The following is an 18,465-nucleotide window of genomic DNA, read 5'->3' as shown; positions in this document are numbered from 1 at the left end:
GATCGCTTCACGGGGCGCGATCCGTCGTCAGAACTGAGGCAGGCGCAGCACTGTTTGCATGAGCGGATCGTCCGTATCGGGATTTGCTCTCACAAACGGGAGCGAAAAGCATCCATCGCGTGGGCCAATAGTATGCCGATGCTCAAAAGAATAAGAATCCCGACAAGAGCCGAATACATATGCACCTCCATCGCTCACTTCCTTTGAACTGCGCGACCGCTTACACGTCAAATTAATTCCTGAACACGAAGTGGGATCGCAGCCAACTGATGAGTCTAAGCCACACCGGCTAGCTGGCAACACGTGGAACGATCAAACATTGACGCTGCAAAACCCAGCTGTTCTGTTCGAACCGACGTGATAGGCGTAGCGCGGGTGACCGAAAAACTCGTGTGGTTAATGTGCAGCGGGTACTTGGTTTCTGCGTGGCAATATCCGAAACGAACGCTCCGGCCCTTGAGATGCCTGTAGCAACTGCGCGCAAGAATTGGGGCGTCCGCATGAACTTTTCAAGCTCGAAAGATGAGAGCTTACTGTCTCTTTGGGGAAGTATGCGGCGGCAAGTGTCGCCGGTCGCGCGAACGCCGGAAGTTGCCGCTTTGTTGGTAGCAATCTGCGCACCTATTGAATTGTTTGGTTCGGAAATGGATCGGCGGAAGCTGAACTACACCCCGATTAATTGGTCTGAATAGGTCGCTCCCACGGCATATTAATTAAAGACCTGCAGAAGCACTTGAAAAAGCTCCGCACTGATGCAGCCGAATGCAAATTGATCAGCGATCTGACGACTGGCCTGGAAAAGGGAGAGCTGTTCGCAAGGCTTGCGGATCACTTGAGTGTCCTGGCCTCCAAGGTCGAGCGCGCCATATCTGCGAACGTCTTCAGTACGGAGACGGAGCAAAGACTGTCGCACGATGCCCAAGCATCGGCTCTGGGTTCACGACAGCGGCACTTATGTGAAACTGAAGAGGCCGGTAAGCTGACGTACGATTTTCTTCTATGGCTGCCGAGATTGTCCATGATGAGAATTTCGCCGGGACGAAGCGTCGGAAGGAGGACTTTCTCGACGTAAAGGCGGAAACTCACCATCGTTCGGCCCCTCGAGAAACATGGCGCCTCGATCCAAAGATGGTGCAATGCAGCCAGGAAGGTCATAGTCTTCCAGCGGCCATGCGGAACCTTGCTGGGACTCCTCTCGCTACCGGACGCCCACTCCCGCTAGGCCGCCATATCGGTCCTGTTCCAGATCTCGTCGCTGAAGACCAAGCGCTCAGGTTCGAAGGCGATCTTGGTATTTGATCCACTGAGCTCGCCGTCGGGCGAGGTCCGGACCGTCGCGTTCGCCAGCCACCACCGTTTTCTTTGAAGCTGAGCTTCTCGGCGTGGACGAACTCCCACTGAGCGGTAATCAGCCTTCAGCCCGCGATCAGCGAGCTCGGCGACCAAGCCGCGCAAGCTAAAGCCCCCTTGTTTCGTCCTAAAACCCAGACACGGTGTTCGCCGGATCGCCTTCGGCCCGTGGCCGCCCATCCCGCCGGGCGCTACGCTGCCGATCTCCGATGCCGTCGCACCCATCCTACGGCGGTGCTGACCGCAATGCCGAACTGTTTAGCCGCCTCGCTCCGGCATATCCGCCGGTAACAACCTACAACGACCCGCTTCCGAAGATCCTCAAAGTAAGGCTTTCCCATCCATGCTGGCCTCCACGCCGAGCCCTCATGGTAAATCAGAGGTCTCCTCATTTTGGAATCCCAAATCGATTTAAGCTAACCTCATCACGCTTTAGATTAGTCCGTCCGCGGCTTTGCTCCACGGCTTCTTCAGACCCCCCTTCGCAATGTCGTTGCACTTCGCTAACCCTTTGCCCTCATGCGGTTGGATAGAGGACTTCCACTTTCAAGCAGCCGTTCATACTCGGCTGCTCCTGAGAAACCGCCCGGCAAACCGGGGTTTCCCCTCGTCTCACGGGCAGCCTTTTAGACGTTATTCCAGGGCGCTCATGAAGCGAGCGAACCGGCAATCCAGAGATCGCGGCGAGAGATTTCCGCGTGCGCAATCCAAATCGGCTGCTGCCGACTTGCACCACTAAGACCCGCGAATCCGGTTACATCCGAGTTCGACTTGCCCTGGAATGACGGATAGAACTGCAGCCGCCTACCCCGCCATGGTCGAGGTCTCGCCGTCGGTGGGATCGATTTTCTGGTTGAGCCGCGCATGCAGCGTGGCCTGGTCGAGTTCGCCCTCCCACCAGGCCACGAACACCGCGGCAATACCGTTGCCGGTGATATTAGTAAGTGCGCGCACCTCGCTCATAAATTTGTCGATCGAGAACACGATTGCCATGCCCGGCACCAGCACCGGATTAACCACTGAAAGCGTCGCCGCGAGCGTGATGAAGCCGGCCCCGGTGATACCGCTTGCGCCTTTCGAAGTCAGCATCGCCACGACGAGAATGGTCAGCTGCTGGCCGAAACTGAGATCGACCCCGAGCGCCTGAGCGATAAACAGCGTTGCCAAGGTCATGTAGATGTTGGTGCCATCGAGGTTGAAGGAGTAGCCGGTAGGCACCACGAGGCCGACCACGGGCTTCGAGCAGCCCAGCCGTTCGAGCTTCCTCATCAACTGCGGTAGCGCGCTTTCGGAGGACGAGGTGCCGAGCACAAGCAAGAGCTCGTCTTTGATATAGGCGATAAACTTGAAGATCGAAAAGCCAACGAAGCGCGCGATCAGGCCGAGCACGACCACCACGAACAGCGCGGCCGTAGCATAGAACAGCGCGACGAGACCGATCAGATTGCCGAGCGCCGCTGGCCCGAACTTACCGATCGTGAATGCCATGGCCCCGAACGCGCCGATCGGCGCTACCTTCATGATAATGGCGATGACGCCGAACACCGCGTGCGCCGCGTCGTCGATCATGCCACGCAACTTTGCGCCGCGCTCACCCAGCGCCATCAGCGAGAAGCCGAACAGGATCGCAAACAAGAGCACCTGCAGGATGTCGCCGCGCGCCAGCGCGCCGACCACGGTGTCGGGAATGATATTGAGGATGAAATCGACGCTTTTCGAGGCTTCCGCCTGCTTCACGTAGTTGGCGACGGCTGCGGCATCGGGCTTGGCCGCAAGGCCGTGGCCGATCTGAAAAAGATTGCCCATCACCAGGCCGAGCACCAAGGCAAAGGTGGAGACGATCTCGAAATAGACCAGCGCCTTGAGGCCGACCCGGCCGACCTTTTTCGCATCCTGGATGTGCGCGATACCCGAGACCACGGTGCAAAAGATGATCGGCGCGATCAGCATCTTGATTAGCTTAATGAAGCCATCACCGAGCGCCTTGACCCAGTCGTTGGTCGCGAGCGACGGCCACAGCCAACCGACGAGGACGCCAATCAGGATCGCGATCAGCACCTGAACGTAGAGGATTTTGTACCAAGTTTGCGACGCCCGCGCGGGCGGCGCTGTTGCGATGGTGGTCATGACGCTCCTTCCCAGTACGAACTCGAACACCGAGCCGCCGCGCGTTGAGAGGCGACGGCATCAGACGAGCCTTTCATGCCAGCCGTGTCCGATTGAAGACGGCGATGTCGGAAATCCGACAGCCTGCAGCGTGATTCCAAAGGCAGGCTGGCTGTTACGTGTGTTTTCTCTTGTTAAGCAAGACGCGCACCACGCGCCGAAGCCATGCGGCCGTTCGACCAGCCAGACGGTGAACCGACAATCTCCTGACTAGCTTGGCCGAATGCCAGAACCGTTCGTGCCGCCGAAGGCAGAGGAGTTGTTCAGCGCCACGCGCACCTTGCGCTGGCGCAGCGCATTGGACGTGGCGTCGAGATCGACGAGCTGCTTGCGGTCGATGTCATGCTCCGCTAGAGCTTTGAGGTCGGCGCCGATCCTGACCTTCAGCTCGTAAAGCTCGGAGTTGACGATCGGGCCGATGGCGGAGCGGCCTTCGCGCATCTCTTTTGAGCTGGAGGCGGCGCAGGTGCCTAGGCCGCACAGCCCGCCCATTCCGAAAATGACGACGCGCCTCTCCATTCAGGCCTTCTTAGCGAGCAAGCCGTGGACAGCGTCAACCGTGTCGCCGATATGCTTGAGATTCGAGCAGGCATTATCCGTGTTCATCTCGATCTGCATGCCGTTGGACTGCTCCAGGTCGTAGATGAGGTCCGTCAACTCCGGCGACTGGATGCCACGCAAGGTAAGTTCCGTGGCGATCGTTGTCTCGCCGCCGCCCCCGGGTATTCCTTGGTTATGGCGATGGTTTCCTTCGCGAGTTTGATCTGCCATCCCATTGCATCCATCAGGCGCCTCGACGCGAACGCGACGCCGTTCCTCAGCCGAGCCGCGTCGCCGATAGAAACAGTGACGTGACCGGTGCGCGTCAGGTGCTGTTGCCAATGCAACATTCCGAAACATTGGTAAAATTGATTTTTTGGATTGTAGGCATCCACGCTGCGTATCAATTCCTCGCGCAGGACAAGAAGGTCGCACCCTGGCGCCCCTCTACAGCGGCTGGCCCCTTCGGGTGCGAATCGACCGCCTCAGGTCTGTCGGCAGCCATCGAGGCCGCGATGGCGCGGCCCGGGAAAGTGAAAACAAAGACGCGATAATGGCGACCATCGGCACCTTCACCTCGAACGGCAATGATTTTTCCGGCTCGATTCGCACCCTCGCTCGAAACGAAGGCCAAGCTGGTCCGCGTCGAGAACCCCTCTGAAGGGCCGCACTTCCGCATTCTTTGGGCCTGATGTCGAGCTGCGCGCCCCCTGGCAGAAGACCGAGGGATACGGAGCGACTATTCCTCGGTCAAGCTGGACGATCCGAGCTTTCCAGCTCCGATCTACGCTACCCTGATCGATGTGGAAGGACAGAGAAAGGCCTCCAGCTCATCTGATCCCGCCGCAGCCGGCACTGATGGCCCGCGGCGTCTCGCCAAGCGCGTTGTCGTGTGCACCCAGACCGACGACTGCGAACATCAGCAGACCAAGGACCTCGCGGTGGATGGTTCTGCACACCCACGACTCGGCACGCCGCCTGCCCCTCTCGTTATGGCCAAGAGCGTCGAAACGTTTGAGTGCTTAACGACTGCCCTTCAGCGGCTATGCAGATAAAGACCGGCCTCGTGGAAAACGATGACACGTGTTGTTCTTGCACAATCGACGTCACCGCTTGATCGCCGCAGGCGACCTGCTTCCCGGCGAGCCCCAAGTCCGCTTTCATGAGGAGAGCACCAAACCATAGTCCAGGCGCCTACAAATGCAAGAAATCACAAGCCGGAGCGAGTCTCTGGGCGCGTTTGGTCGCTGGTGTCATGCAGGCTACCCGCGTGTCTACTACAAGATCTGGTAGATGCCAGCGCCAACTTGAGGCTCTAGCGTCCGGCCGTGTTCCCCTGCCGATCATCGAGGAAACAGTAGTGAACGCAAAGCACGAAGTTAAGAAACGGGCAAAACGGCACACTATGACTGGCAGAACCAGGGTGGCTACGCACTGCACACGCTCAATCACAATCCTCGGTGTTTTGATTTAACGGCCGCAGAAGGACGAATGGCGGGGCGCGCATGCCTACGGAAAGTCGATCAGGCAAAAATCAGTTTGTGGAACTTCAACCGATCGACGCGATCACCGCGATCGATCGCCTTGCTAGATCGGATCCGGAAAGGGTTGCGCTGAGGTACGGCGCAGACGAACTCACCTACAAAGCGCTGCGATTAAGATCGGATGCTCTCGCAACGACGTTACTAGAGCGGGGCGCTAAAGGCATGGTCGTTGGCTATTGGGGTGAGCGGGACCTCGACTGGGCGACGGCGGTAGTCGCAATATTGAAGGCTGGAGCAACGTACCTGCCGCTCGATCCATCGTTACCGGCTTCGCGTACATCATTCATGATCGAGCAGAGTCGCTGCGCTCTGATTATTGGCCCAGACCAGGTGGATTCGCTCAGCCCGTTCCAGGCAAGCAGCAAAGGCACGACGCAATTCATAGCGATAGAGGCGGCGCTGCGCGAGAGCCAGACTTCGCCTGCCGTGCCACCATCGTGCGAGGATGGACTCGCCTACATTCTGTTTACGTCGGGGTCGACGGGCCAGCCTAAAGGCGCAATGATCGAGCGCGCAGCCCTAAACAATCATTTGGTGGCAAAGATTGATGCCCTAACCCTCACTCGGACGGATTGCATCGCGCAGACGGCATCGCACTGCTTTGACATCTCGCTGTGGCAGCTTCTGGCAGGGCTTTGCGTCGGCGGCTGTATAGCGATCATTGATGATGCGACACTAAAATCGCCAGTATCCCTTCTCAACGCAATTCAACGATATGGCGTGACGGTTGTTCAATTCGTTCCGTCGATGCTTGCAATATTTGTTGAATATCTGCAGTCGCTTGCGGTTGCTGAGCGAGCTCTGGACAGTTTGCGGATTATTTCAACGGTCGGAGAACCTCTAACACCCGGACTGGCGCGTGCGTGGCTTGCCTTATATCCCCGGGTCCCCATTCTCAACCACTACGGGCCGACCGAGTGCGCGGACGGCGTTACGCATCATCTGGTTTCCGTGGCGCCTGCGCTGGCTGACCCTTATGTGCCGATCGGCAAACAGATTTCTAACCTTGTGGTTTATGTCGCCGACGGACCGAGGCTGTGCAACACGGGAGAGATCGGCGAAATCTGTGTTAGCGGCGTTGGTGTCGCCGCTGGTTATGTCAATGATGACGTTCGCACCAAGGATGCCTTTGGGCCAAACCCGTTCTCAAACAACCCGTCGTTCCAGCGCCTATACAGGACAGGTGATCTCGGGCGCGTTCGTTCCGATGGCCTTTTGGAATGTCTTGGTCGACGGGACCGTCAGGTCAAAATCCGCGGCCACAGAATTGAACTGGGAGAAATCGAGGCCCGCCTCGCCGCTCATCATTTGGTACGTGGCGCCGTCGCGGTCGCCTCCGTCTGCGCAGGCGTAAAGCTTATGGCGAGAGATATAACCAGGGCCGAGGGGGAAACTGGATCGAGACGACTCATCGCGTACGTGTCAGCTCCGGCTGAAGTGACCGAAGGCGAGCTTCAGAACTTTCTTGCCGAAGCGCTTCCCACCTACATGCTCCCAGAAAGGATCATCCACCTCGCCAGTATTCCACTGACCAGGAACGGAAAGGTCGATTTTGGAGCATTGCCGGACCCGACCAGTGTTCGCCCTCCATTGTCGACGCCCTTCGAGGAGCCGCAAACAGAGCTCGAAGCCCAGCTGTGTCAAATTTGGTCCGGCGTTCTGCGTATTAAGAACATTGGTGTGAAGGACCAGTTCATAAGCCTCGGCGGAGACTCGCTCCGGGCAATGCTCATATTGGGCCAGTTGCAGACCCGGCTCGGAGTGAGAACGGATTTCAGGCTAGTCCTCAATGGAACAATCCGATCTCTTGCGGCTTCGATCTCGGCCGGGGCCGGCTCCAAACCGCGCACAGCCCCGACGTACGGAAAGCTTATGCGATCGCCTCTGACGCGAGTTCAGGAGCACCTATGGTTTCTCTCGCAGCTCGATCCGTCCGCCAAGAACTACATCATTCAAGGCGGCCTGCGAATAAGGGGCATCATCGATCTGGCGGCGTTCAATCGCGCCTGGACCGATGTCGTTCATTCCCATCAGGCACTTTCGGCACGCTTTATCGACGAGGACGGTCCGGTTCAGCTTTTTGATGCTCCGCAATACGCAAGCCTTGAATTGACTGATGCGTCTCATCTCACGGCGCAGGAAGCTGAGAAGCTGGTCGCAGAGTTACGGCGAACAGAGCTGAACGGCAGCTTTGATCTTAGCCAAGGCCATCTGTTTCGCGCGCGCATGATCCGTTTTGGCCCTGACAACCACCTCATACTGATCACCGCTCATGAAATTATCATCGATGCCTGGTCGATCTCTGTTCTACTCAGGGACCTTCAACAAAGGTACGTAGATGCCGCGGCGTTCTTGCCAGAGAACCGCGCGTCACTCTCGACCTACGCCGTCTGGGAAGCACAACACGTTACTGCAGAGGCGCTGGCCAACCAACGTAGCTATTGGCGTCGTCAGATTGGCGATGATCCGCCGGTGCTTTCGCTTGGAACGGGACGAGCGCGGCCGCAAACAAATTCCTACCGCGGCGCCTCACATGCGGTTCTGCTTGGCAGCGAGCTCTCCAATCAGGTACGTGAGTTTGCGCGGCGACAAAGGTGCACCACGTCGACAATACTCCTGGCATGCTTCAAACTGCTGCTGCGGACGTATAGCGGTCAGGACGATATTATCGTTGGCATACCGCACGTCGTACGGGATCAACCTGGCAGCGCCGAAATTGTTGGCTTTTTCCTGAATATGCTGCCAATCCGCACCGCGATCGATGTCGGCGAGTCCTTTGCGGTTCATGCCTTGCGCATCCAGGGCCTCGTCAGCGATGCCATCGCAAATTCGGCATATCCGTTCGGCTGGATGGTAAGAGATACCCGGCTGCATCGCGAAGCGGGACGATCGCCGATCTTCCAGGTCATGTTCAACATGTACTCCGAGGCCGCGGAGCCACTTGGCCAGCATGAGTTGGATCTGACATTCCGCGAATATGAGACCGGCTATGTAAAATTCGATCTGACATTGTATGCACAAGATCAGGGCGATGAAATTGCCCTCCAGCTCGCGTATGCGGAAGACATATTTTCCAGCGATCTGATTCTCCGCATGGCCGACAATCTGCGCTATCTGATTGCAGCCTGCGTTGAGAAGCCGCTTGCGCCCATTAAAGATCTGAGTTGCCTCAGCGCGTCAGACGTCACTATGCTGGACTCGCTGAATAGCTCGGCGCAGCCATATGAGACTGAATGTCCGCTTATCGAAGCGTTCGAGCAAATCAGCGTCTCAAATCGCAGCCAGGTAGCATATTTTGGTGATTTCGGTGAGATCACATTCGGCCAGCTGCGTGAGCGCGTAACAGCTATTAGGTCGTTACTGCGGGCTTCTGACGTGGGGACTGGCGATATGATCGCCATGCTGGTCGACCGGTCGCCTGACGTGGCCGCTGTTATTCTTGCGGCGCGAGCCTTGCAGTCCATTGTTGTCCCTATATCGCCGGATTATCCGCGTGATCGGATCGAACATATCTTGCGAGATAGTCAGGCAAAGCTTTTGGTTCACGCAAGTACCTCTGATCTTGGTTTTGACGTGCCGTCGATTTGTCTATTGACCCTAGAAGGGCGCGGCGCGCCCGCGCACGATTTTGAGTGCAGCGACAAACCATCAGATCAGGAAATTGCGAGCCTCATATACACGTCGTCCTCAACCGGGAAGGCGAAGGGGGTTCTTATACCGGAATCGGCAATTCTCAATCGACTGAACTGGATGTGGCGACGCTTTCCCTTTGACAGTACCGACGTGATGGTTATCCAGAAGTCCGCATCACTTGTTGCGTCGGCATGGGAGTATTTTGGGGGGCTTCTGAGAGGTGTGCCTACGCTGATCTTGACCCAAGAGCAGTTGCTCGATCCAGATCTGTTGTTGTGCACGTTGGCGAAACGTCGCGTGACACACTTATTTGCCTCGCCGCCGCTCCTATCCGGCCTCATTGCTTCCCAACAACGGCACCCGCGACCGACCGCCTTGCGGTTGGTCACAAGCAGCGCCGAACCGATGCCTTCTTCGCTCCCGGTTCGCTGGCATGCGTATTTCCCGGACGTGCCGTTGTGGAACTTCTATGGTGCTACGGAATGTGCATCCAATGCAGCAGTCTACGAAACATCGGATGCCTACGACGGCTCGTCACTCATCCCCGTTGGGCGCCCAATCGATAACGTCAAACTGTACGTGCTCGATGCACATTTGAAGAGAGTCCCTGTCGGAGTCGCCGGCGAACTCTGCATCGCGGGACGCTGCGTGAGCGCTGGGTACTGGCGGGATCAAGATAGGACCAACCGCTGTTTCGTGCCGAATCCGTATGATGACGGACAATACAGCGTTCTTTATCGAAGTGGCGATATCGCACGCATCTCAACCAGCGGCCTTCTCGAGATTTGCGGCCGATCGGACAACCAGGTCAAAGTACGGGGCTTTCGCATCGAGCTGGAGGAGGTCGAAGCGGCCCTTGAGTCTCATCCGGCAATCGCAAAGGCCGCGGTCGTCGCAGAAGGCGCGGATGACCATCGTCGCTTGACCGCCAGCGTGGTTCCGGCTCGCGACAGTCTAAGCTCTGGAGATATTGTCACCCACCTGCGCCACACATTGCCGTCCTACATGATTCCAGCCGCCTTCCGTTTGGTTGATAGTATCCCCCTTACGGCGAGCGGAAAGATAGATCGTCCTCGCCTGTCGTCCGTTGCTTACCGCGAGGTCGGGCCTGTTCCATCTGCTGAGCCCCGCACGAGGAAGGAGCGTATTCTTGTTGGGATCTGGCAGGATCTATTACGCGCCAAGTCGGTCGGAATCGATCAGAGCTTCTTTGATATCGGCGGAGATTCTCTTCTGAGCGTGCGCTGCGTCACGTTGGCGCGCAAAGCCGGGCTGAATCTCACTGTCGACCAACTCTATCGAACACCGACCATCAGGGAATTGGCGGCAGACGGAGCGGCGGTTACACTCGATAGCTTCCCTTCCGCAGATGGCTCATTGCCAGTTACCCCCGCAATCTCATCTTGGTACCGTCTTGTCGGCTTCGATGAGCATTTCAACATCGGCGATCTGTTCTTCTTGCCCGGCGGCCTCCTGAATATCCGAATCCTGGAGCGCGCCCTTGGCCATGTCATGGATAGGCACGAAGGCCTCAGACTCCGTATTGCCCGAACCGGCGATGGTCTACGCCTGACAAGCGGACCCTCCAAGGCCGAACGCCTCGTGGAGGAGATCGATCTTGTCGGAATGACCGGCCTACAGCAGCGTAAGGCAATCGAGAGCATCTCAGCAAGACGTCAACATACCTTTCGGTTTGACGGCCAGACGTCTCTTGTTAACGTCACGGTGTTCCGCACATCGCAAAGCGGCGATTACTATCTGCTGGTCCTGATGCATCATTTCGTAGCCGACGGGATAGGCTATCGACTGTTCCTGGAAGCATTGGATGCGGCGTACAACGCCGTTGCCTCAGGCCACGCCGTGAGTGGTCCTGAGAACATACAAATGCTCTCTCCATGGTTGAAGCGCCTTGAGCACTACGCGAACAGCGAAGCGCCAGCCGAACTCAAATACTGGGAGAGCATTGACTACCGTCAGTTCGATTTACACGTCAGGGCCACTTCATCGGGCGGCGCGAGCTTTTCGAAAGTGACCGCGAGAGAGCTTCACTATGCACGTCTTGAAGGCCGCATGGATGAAGCGAATTTCCGATCCCTTTGGGAAGATCAGGCCAAGTACCATTTTGAGATTGATAAAGAAGCGACAGCTGATCTCCTCAATATTACGGCCAGATCGGCGCATTGTCAGGACTTTGATGTGTTTCTTGCCGCCCTATCTGGCGCCTTTGGACGCGTTTTCGGCAACTACTCGCTCTGGATTGATAGCCTTACCTCAACTCGAGGTCGGCTGTTTGACGATCTCGATCCATCTCAGATCATCGGCTTTATCAGCGAGCTCGTTCCGCTTCCCTTGAGTCTCACGGGAACGGAGCCCCGTCCCGATCGTGCTCGTTCAATATACCGCCAGCGCAATGCCCTGCCGCGCAAGGGAATAGGCTTTCGGGCCATGAAATTCCTAAACCGAGATCCAGCCGTGCGGAGCCGGATCGATCGCCTCCCCTTACCCAGAATTGGATTGAATTATCGAGCGGGTTTGCAGCGCCATTTTCCACGCCGTCTCCTAGACAAGGAACCTTCTCCACTCTGGATCGGCGAAGACAGGGATGAAGCTGCCGTGATTCGCCTTCTCTGGTTCGATGTCGGATATCAAGCCGGCCATCTACAGATCGAAACGAGGTATAATCCAACCGAGGTCGGTTATGAGGTGACCCACAATCTTTGCACGGTGTTGCAACAGGAGCTCTTGCAGACGATCAACGAATTCGGAAGAGCTCGCGACACTTTCATCCATGAATAAGCCGGATGCGGAATTCGCCATCGAGAGCGATCGCGATGCCTCGCCAAAGAAAAAACAGCACATCGATCTATCGGACTCCAATCTCGCGAGCCTTATCCTGCGGCTCGCCATTCCGTCTGTTGTTGGCGTATCCATCAACGCGTTACACCAGGTCGTCAACGCGATCTTTGTTGGCGCACTTGGCACGCAAGCGATCGCAGCTGTCAGCATGACCTTGCCGATCGTGGTCCTGCTCGCGGCAGTCGGACAGGGGATCGGTGTTGGAACAGCGTCGTTCATATCTCGTCATCTTGGCGCTGGTGAGTACCTGGAGGCGAGTCGAGGCGCGAGTACCGCCCTCGCGCTCGCCGCTCCGATCGGTATCTTCTTTACCGTCGCTCTGCTTCTAAATCTGCGAGGGATCTTCGTAACGCTCGGGGCCACTCCAACCATTATGCCCGTAGCGATCGACTACGCGGCGACGCTTTTGTTTGGGTACACCCTGATGCTTCTAAACATCGTCAACGGCTTCATCGTCAGAGCCGAAGGCAACACACGATTGAGCATGTGGACGATGTTTACCGCCTTCATACTGAACGTTGTGCTCGACCCCTTCTTCATATTCTTACTGGACCTCGGTGTGCGAGGCGCAGCCCTCGCAACGCTGGTATCTCAGATCGCCGCTATTAGCCTTTATATTGCTTACTTTATGAAGCTTCGCGGGATAGTCCTCGTCAGGATATCTCACATCTCGTTGCGAGCAGATAGCATCAGACAGCTCGCTTTGGTAGGGGCGCCGGCGACCATGACCAGTATTCTATCTGCTATTGCCGTTATGCTTTTGTACGGGGCTGCTGCGCCCTTCGGCGACGATTCCATCGCGGCCGTGGGAATAGCTGTACGAATCTTGACGATCGGCGCACTGCCTATCACCGGCTTCTGTATAGGCTCTCAAGCTGTCCTGGGGTTTGGTTGGGGCGCGCGCGACTTTGCTCGTGTATTGAAGGCTGCGAAGTTCATACTCTCCGTGACTGTCGCTCTTTCCGTTGCGTATTCTGCGGCCGTTGTGAGTTTTGCCCGGCCCTTGGTCAAGCTGTTCAGCGATAGCGATAAGGTCACGGAAATTGCCGTCTCGGCCTGCATCGTGTTCCATCTCTTTTTTGGACTTTTCGGTATTCAGAGTTTCGTGACGACAATGCTTCAGTCGTTCGGGAGAGCACGCCTCAGTGCGATTGTGTCCTTGGCTAGGCAGGGCTTTCTCTTCATACCGGCCGTACTGTTATTCCCGGTCATATGGGGTTTCAACGGGCTGTTGGCCAGTCAAGCAATCGCTGAACTGGGCGCCGGAATGATCGCGCTGTTCGTCATGTTCCACCAGTTCGCTGAGATCAATCGAGCGCTCCGGGATGCTCAGTCTCGATGATGGTTCTGGTGAAGACCTCGTCAAAATGCTTCTTATCGACCTCGCGGACACGGGCCGTTCGGGCATCGTCGAGACATTGCTGTGATCTGCAAGCCGTTGCAGCGGCGGCGGCAGGTCGAGATGAGCGGCCGCGGTGTTTGACCAGACGGTATCGCCGCCAAATTGGGGATTACAACGGTTAGCAGCACCAAAAATCCTAGGGAATAGGCATCGGCGAAGGTCCCGCCGGTCTGCCACATTGGCCCAGCCAGCTCCGCGAGCGGGATCAAGCTCTAGGATCGATATTCCCTTGGTGACACCGAGCGTCGGAAGCGGCACCAGCTTTCCCTAACGGGCAGCGAATCGCTCCTGCTCGGCGGCATCGTGATGACGTTGGTCGCGGAAGAAAGATGATCTTGTGCTCGAGCAGAACGCGAAATGTCTCACAATAACGAGGAGACAAATCAAGTCCTTATTATTCAACAATCCGTTCGGAACTTGGACGCCGCAGCTAAGGCAAGCATTTATAATGATTTGACGCGCGGTCCGGGACCCAACAACGATATCGTTGGTAGCAACAGCTTGGTGAGAAAGAGGGTGGGATTTTAGTCGATCAGGCTTCCCTGACTTGGCTGATGGATGCCCTCGCAATCGAGTCTGATTTGCTATCCAAGCCTGAACCCGCGAAGCGCTCGCGCCTTCAGGCTGACGAGATTAACAAACCATCATTTACCGTCGAGACGGGCCTCAATCAGTCCGCGCTCCGCCCACACGTGGTTGTCTCATATTTGACGCCAGCGTCATGAGCGGCTGCCTTCAGGCATCCACTGTGCGGGCGGCTGTTCGAGGCTTCGATGCGGCCCGTCCGACCCATTCACCTATCACCTGCCAACAGAATCTCGCTACCGACGTGACGACGAGAGCGCCGCCTTTCAAAAAATTGATTGCCGCCGAACTGGCGCGCATCGAGGCTCGCCTCGTGAATACCCCACGCGGGCCAAAGCGCGAGGAGCTTGACCGCAAACTGCGTCGGCGCAGGACCGCGTTCAACGTCGATGATTGGGCGTGTCCGACCGACTTGAAACCTCCTGAGTAGGCGGCCGCCACCGAGAACCGCGTAGCGGCTTTCAGAATTTGCTTCAGATCGGGCGGCTGGGCGCCAATTTTTTTGCTGCCAACCCTTGCTACCGAAAAACTCTGTCCTATTTCAGCTGCGCTGGCACTCGCGGGGGTCGACTGCTAGCAATTCAGAAACCGTCAACTCGTGCAATTACTTAGGAGGGCTGCATGAATTTCCGTCCACTTCACGACCGCGTCGTGGTCAAGCGCATCGACGCAGAAGAGAAGACCGCAGGCGGCATCATCATTCCCGATACGGCCAAGGAAAAGCCCTCCCAGGGCGAAGTGATCGCCGTTGGCCCTGGCGGCCGCGACGAGAGCGGCAAGCTGATCCCGATCGACCTCAAGGTCGGCGACCGCGTGCTGTTCGGCAAGTGGTCGGGCACCGAGGTCAAGATCGACGGCCAGGAGCTCCTGATCATGAAGGAGTCCGACATCATGGGCGTTCTCACCGACGTGTCTTCCAACAAGAAGGCCGCCTAATCCACCGCTCGCACCGCTCACCCCTGAGGAGCGCCTGCCGGGCGCCCACCCAAGGGCTGAGACAGACGTAAACACTTAGGGAAACCCAATATGTCAACCAAAGAAGTCAAATTCGGCGTCGACGCCCGCGACCGCATGCTGCGCGGCGTCGACATTCTCAACAACGCGGTGAAGGTCACGCTCGGTCCGAAGGGCCGCAACGTCGTGCTCGACAAGTCGTTCGGCGCTCCCCGCATCACCAAGGACGGTGTCACCGTCGCCAAGGAGATCGAGCTCGACGACAAGTTCGAGAACATGGGCGCGCAGATGGTGCGCGAAGTCGCCTCCAAGTCCGCCGATGCGGCCGGCGACGGCACCACCACCGCGACTGTGCTCGCGGCTGCAATCGTCCGTGAGGGCGCCAAGTCGGTTGCCGCCGGCATGAACCCGATGGATCTGAAGCGCGGTATTGACCTGGCAGTGGAAGCCGTGGTCGCTGACCTCGAGAAGAACTCCAAGAAGGTCACCTCGAACGAGGAGATCGCCCAGGTTGGCACCATCTCCGCCAATGGCGACGCCGAAATCGGCAAGTTCCTCGCCGACGCGATGAAGAAGGTCGGCAACGAGGGCGTCATCACCGTTGAGGAAGCCAAGTCGCTCGAGACCGAGCTCGACGTCGTCGAGGGCATGCAGTTCGACCGCGGCTACATCTCGCCCTACTTCGTTACCAACGCCGACAAGATGCGCGTTGAGATGGAAGACGCCTACATCCTGATCAACGAGAAGAAGCTCTCCTCGCTGAACGAGCTGCTGCCGCTGCTGGAAGCCGTGGTGCAGACCGGCAAGCCGCTCGTCATCGTCGCCGAAGACGTGGAAGGCGAGGCCCTCGCCACCCTCGTCGTCAACCGTCTGCGCGGCGGCCTGAAGGTCGCGGCCGTTAAGGCTCCGGGCTTCGGCGATCGCCGCAAGGCCATGCTGCAGGACATCGCGATCCTGACCGGCGGCCAGGCGATCTCGGAAGATCTCGGCATCAAGCTCGAGAACGTCACGCTGCAGATGCTCGGCCGCGCCAAGAAGGTGATGATCGACAAGGAGAATACCACGATCGTCAACGGCGCCGGCAAGAAGGCCGACATCGAGGCCCGCGTCGCCCAGATCAAGGCGCAGATCGAGGAAACCACCTCGGACTACGACCGTGAGAAGCTGCAGGAGCGTCTGGCCAAGCTCGCGGGCGGCGTCGCGGTGATCCGCGTCGGCGGCGCGACCGAAGTCGAGGTGAAGGAGCGCAAGGACCGCGTGGATGACGCGATGCATGCGACCCGCGCGGCGGTTGAGGAAGGCATCGTGCCGGGCGGCGGCGTCGCCCTGCTCCGTGCTTCCGAGCAGCTCAAGGGCCTGCGCACCAAGAACGACGACCAGAAGACCGGCGTCGAGATCGTGCGCAAGGCGCTGTCCGCGCCGGCCCGCCAGATCGCGGTCAACGCCGGTGAAGACGGTTCCGTCATCGTCGGCAAGATCCTCGAGAAGGACCAGTATAATTACGGCTTCGACTCGCAGACCGGCGAGTACGGCAACCTCGTCACCAAGGGCATCATCGACCCGACCAAGGTGGTCCGCACCGCGATCCAGAACGCAGCCTCGGTTGCGGCTCTCCTGATCACGACCGAAGCCATGGTCGCCGAGTTGCCGAAGAAGGCCGCTGCCGGCCCCGCGATGCCTCCTGGCGGCGGCATGGGTGGTATGGGTGGCATGGACTTCTGATACTGCCACCTCACGCGAACCGCGAAATGCGAAAACCCCGGCAGCAATGCCGGGGTTTTGTTTGCTCGCCTCCTTCCCTTGCTGCTGTTTTAACTAAGATCGTTTCCCGCACCTCGCGGGCTGGGGGCCGTAGAATAATGACCTTCGGTTCCGCGCAGCTACAGCACCATTCACTGCAAATCCACGAGGCCGGCGTTAACGATCCGATCGAAATGAAAATTTAAGCGTGAAGCCGTCACTGAGGAGGCGTCACTCTTCCTTATCCTCTTTGGAGGGACTGTATTTTTTGAGTCGCAGGTTTCGACGCGCCTGCTCGATCGCACGACGGCCGGCCAGGAGATCCTTTGCAGGCAAGCGCGTGCCCCCCCGTTTTGTTCCGGACGTGTGGAGCTGTGGCTCGTTTGCACTATGCGCCAATCTGGAACGGCGCTAGAAATCATCGTCAGCGAGGGGCGATGAGCGGCGTAGGATATCAAGTGCATTCAAAAAACGGCAACGGTGCCATCGTGGTTGTCGCCTCCTCCGCCAAGCAAGCTCTCGCCAAGGCCAATGAACTCGCCGAATCTGGGAACGAGGTTCTGACCAAGGACCTTGCCGGCAGGGTCCTCGACCCGGCGGTGATCGTTGAACTCGCCGCGCGCGAATAGATTTCTCATCCCGGCGTCGGTTCGCTCGGCGGCTACGGGGCAAAACTGTTCGTCCCGCCCTTTGCAAGAGCTGCCTTGTGGGCCGCTTCACCAACGTGTTGATGTTGGGGCATGCGGAGATTTCTACCGCCCGGCCGCGAGTTCTCTGATGAAACTCAGCTGATGTCGGCGGCTCACTGCTCGTCCCGACCTTGCCCCACGGGCTTAATCCAGTTTGAAGTTCGTTCTGGCCCACGGTGAAATGCTCCCCGACTTTAGGCCAGCCAACGCTGGAATTTTCCGGGGTTAGGGCTCATTCGGCGGAAGCGCGGTGAGCTGTTGATCAGCGATATCGGCGGCTTGTTGCCGATCACGCTATGTGGCCGGACTTCATTGTAGAACGAAGCTTGAGAACGCCCACAGGACTGCCCTTCGCGAGGTCCCTTTATCCAGCATCATCCTTGGTTTGGCCACGGGTTTGCGTTCATGGAGCCGTCGACAAGTCGTCTTTCGCTGCACGCCGGATGGCGCGCAAGCGGATCGTTGGCTGGAAGCTCCAGCATGGATTCGCCGTGAACAGGTTGCGGCATTGTTGTCGGCTATCGTATTGGTTGCGAGGCATCAATCGGCCCAAATGGCGTGCGAAAAGCAGCGTGTGAATCCACTGAGGGAGGATCAATGCGTGAGATGCCGCTCAATCCTAATGTGATCGACACGGCGCCGGCGGATGACATCCTGACGCCGTATGACCAAGAACATGCGATCACGTATCTGCGCATGCTGGATGCCGATGCTGAAGGCGCCGATTGGCGCGAAGTGACCGAAATCGTGCTTCACATCGATCCCGAGCGCGAGCCGATCCGCGCCAGGCAGGCGTACGAAACGCATCTCGCGCGGGCGAAGTGGATGAGCAATTGCGGATACAAACTGCTGCTAAAGCGGGGCTGGCCTGTGCCACACTGATCAAAACTGCCAAGCGAACGCCCGCGACCGCTGCATCGCTTCAATTCACATAGCGTGCAGAACGGAGGGCCAGCGGAACGGGGGCAGCTCCCGAACATCGGAGCCGGTCTACGCCGCCCTATCT

General features: G+C 58.0%; 9 protein-coding genes and 1 pseudogene. 7 read left to right on the top strand and 3 right to left on the bottom strand.

What is annotated here, in order from left to right; genetic code table 11:
* Nucleotides 1–2,154 precede the first annotated feature (2,154 nt).
* The 3 genes from dctA to J6524_RS19110 form a co-directional block, all read right to left on the bottom strand.
* Nucleotides 2,155–3,477 (bottom strand): C4-dicarboxylate transporter DctA, encoded by a 1,323-nt coding sequence (gene dctA / locus J6524_RS19120; RefSeq protein ID WP_225673193.1) that lies wholly within the window; start codon nt 3,475–3,477, stop codon nt 2,155–2,157.
* Nucleotides 3,478–3,726: 249 nt separating this feature from the next.
* Nucleotides 3,727–4,035 carry a beta-ketoacyl-[acyl-carrier-protein] synthase family protein gene (locus J6524_RS19115; RefSeq protein ID WP_376712048.1) on the bottom strand — a complete coding sequence of 103 codons (309 nt, stop codon included), beginning with the start codon at nt 4,033–4,035 and terminating at the stop codon, nt 3,727–3,729.
* Nucleotides 4,036–4,287, bottom strand: coding sequence for an acyl carrier protein (locus J6524_RS19110; RefSeq protein WP_225673191.1), 252 nt, complete (start codon nt 4,285–4,287; stop codon nt 4,036–4,038).
* Nucleotides 4,288–4,609: 322 nt separating this feature from the next.
* On the opposite strand from J6524_RS19110, the pseudogene J6524_RS19105 reads away from it, so the two are divergent.
* The 7 genes and pseudogenes from J6524_RS19105 (at nt 4,610) to J6524_RS19075 (ending at nt 18,341) form a co-directional block, all read left to right on the top strand.
* Nucleotides 4,610–4,894, top strand: a pseudogene (locus tag J6524_RS19105) (DUF736 domain-containing protein).
* Between the two features lie 667 nt (nt 4,895–5,561).
* The gene (locus tag J6524_RS19100; RefSeq protein WP_225673189.1) at nt 5,562–12,029 is read left to right on the top strand and encodes a non-ribosomal peptide synthetase; all 6,468 of its coding nucleotides are present in this window, start codon (nt 5,562–5,564) and stop codon (nt 12,027–12,029) included.
* Nucleotides 12,022–13,431, top strand: a complete 1,410-nt coding sequence (locus tag J6524_RS19095; protein ID WP_225673187.1) for an MATE family efflux transporter — start codon at nt 12,022–12,024, stop codon at nt 13,429–13,431. The genes J6524_RS19100 and J6524_RS19095 overlap by 8 nt, the downstream gene beginning before the upstream one ends.
* A gap of 1,266 nt (nt 13,432–14,697) precedes the next feature.
* Nucleotides 14,698–15,012 (top strand): co-chaperone GroES, encoded by a 315-nt coding sequence (gene groES / locus J6524_RS19090; protein ID WP_225673186.1) that lies wholly within the window; start codon nt 14,698–14,700, stop codon nt 15,010–15,012.
* Nucleotides 15,013–15,102: 90 nt separating this feature from the next.
* Entirely contained in the window at nt 15,103–16,752 is a 1,650-nt protein-coding gene (groL, locus tag J6524_RS19085; RefSeq protein WP_225673184.1) for a chaperonin GroEL, read from the top strand.
* A 476-nt stretch (nt 16,753–17,228) separates the two neighbouring features.
* Nucleotides 17,229–17,399 (top strand): hypothetical protein, encoded by a 171-nt coding sequence (locus J6524_RS19080; RefSeq protein ID WP_225673182.1) that lies wholly within the window; start codon nt 17,229–17,231, stop codon nt 17,397–17,399.
* A gap of 657 nt (nt 17,400–18,056) precedes the next feature.
* Nucleotides 18,057–18,341 (top strand): DNA -binding domain-containing protein, encoded by a 285-nt coding sequence (locus J6524_RS19075; protein ID WP_225673179.1) that lies wholly within the window; start codon nt 18,057–18,059, stop codon nt 18,339–18,341.
* The last annotated feature ends 124 nt before the right edge of the window (nt 18,342–18,465 follow it).

This window comes from Bradyrhizobium hereditatis (genome assembly GCF_020329435.1).
GTDB lineage: Bacteria > Pseudomonadota > Alphaproteobacteria > Rhizobiales > Xanthobacteraceae > Bradyrhizobium > Bradyrhizobium hereditatis.
Note: the sequence above shows the minus strand (reverse complement) of the source record. Positions and strands in the feature narration are given on the sequence as shown.

Bases quoted from the DNA above. Each gene is read 5' to 3' on its own strand.
- J6524_RS19075 (WP_225673179.1), top strand. From the start codon at position 18,057: ATGCGTGAGATGCCGCTCAATCCTAATGTGATCGACACGGCGCCGGCG.
- dctA (WP_225673193.1), bottom strand. From the start codon at position 3,477: ATGACCACCATCGCAACAGCGCCGCCCGCGCGGGCGTCGCAAACTTGG.
- groES (WP_225673186.1), top strand. From the start codon at position 14,698: ATGAATTTCCGTCCACTTCACGACCGCGTCGTGGTCAAGCGCATCGAC.
- J6524_RS19095 (WP_225673187.1), top strand. From the start codon at position 12,022: ATGAATAAGCCGGATGCGGAATTCGCCATCGAGAGCGATCGCGATGCC.
- J6524_RS19110 (WP_225673191.1), bottom strand. From the start codon at position 4,287: ATGGCAGATCAAACTCGCGAAGGAAACCATCGCCATAACCAAGGAATA.
- J6524_RS19100 (WP_225673189.1), top strand. From the start codon at position 5,562: ATGCCTACGGAAAGTCGATCAGGCAAAAATCAGTTTGTGGAACTTCAA.
- J6524_RS19115 (WP_376712048.1), bottom strand. From the start codon at position 4,035: ATGGAGAGGCGCGTCGTCATTTTCGGAATGGGCGGGCTGTGCGGCCTA.
- groL (WP_225673184.1), top strand. From the start codon at position 15,103: ATGTCAACCAAAGAAGTCAAATTCGGCGTCGACGCCCGCGACCGCATG.